The 735-nt window shown below is 61.5% G+C and carries 1 pseudogene; it reads left to right on the top strand.

The features are described 5' to 3' along the window. Positions 1 to 222 precede the first annotated feature (222 nt). Positions 223 to 732: pseudogene (locus V6X63_RS10650) on the top strand (transposase). The last annotated feature ends 3 nt before the right edge of the window (positions 733 to 735 follow it).

Genomic DNA, 735 nt, shown 5'->3' with positions numbered 1-735 from the left:
CGTCCACGAGCATGTCCAGCGCACGGTCCGCGATCTGCCACTGTTCGATGCCATTACCTATCTCGAGATCACCGTCTACCGCGTCTGGTGCGAGCACTGCGGCGGGTCACCAACCGGCTCGCCGAGTAGGCGATCTATCTGTGCAGCCAGCTCAGCATCCAGCACGTGGCGAAGTTCTATCGGCTGCATTGGCATACGGTGAAGCGCATCGAGGCGGCCGTGATGGATATGCACCCGGCCTTCACCCTCGAGGTCGTCGACCGTGTCCGCGTCGACCAAGCGAACGCCCTGCGTCATGACAAGGCGGCGCGCAAAGTGGTCAAGGCCTCGAAGTGGCTGCTGCTGCGCTCACCGCGCAACACCAACCGGGCCCAGCGTGTGCGCCTCCAGGAGCTCTTCGATGCGAACACACCGCTGATGATCGCCTACATGCTCCGAGAGGATCTCAAGGCCTTATGGAGCCACCGCGACCCGGACGAGGCGTAAGGCTTCTGGGAACACTGGTACCAGCGTGCCATGGAGTCCGGCGTTGCGGCCATCCAGCGTTTTGCAGAGCGCATCAAGGCCTTCGTGCCGGGAATCCTCGCCCATGCGGAGTTCCCGCTACACAAGAGCCTCATCGAGGGCATCAACAACAAAATCAAGGTCACCAAGCGAATGGCCTACGGCTTCCGGGATGATGAGTACTTCTTCCTGAAGATCCGAGCCGCTTACCCCGGTAATGCGCGATGAACC

The organism is Spiribacter onubensis (assembly GCF_040838425.1).
In the GTDB taxonomy this organism is placed as follows: Bacteria; Pseudomonadota; Gammaproteobacteria; order Nitrococcales; family Nitrococcaceae; genus Spiribacter; species Spiribacter onubensis.
Note: the sequence above shows the minus strand (reverse complement) of the source record. Positions and strands in the feature narration are given on the sequence as shown.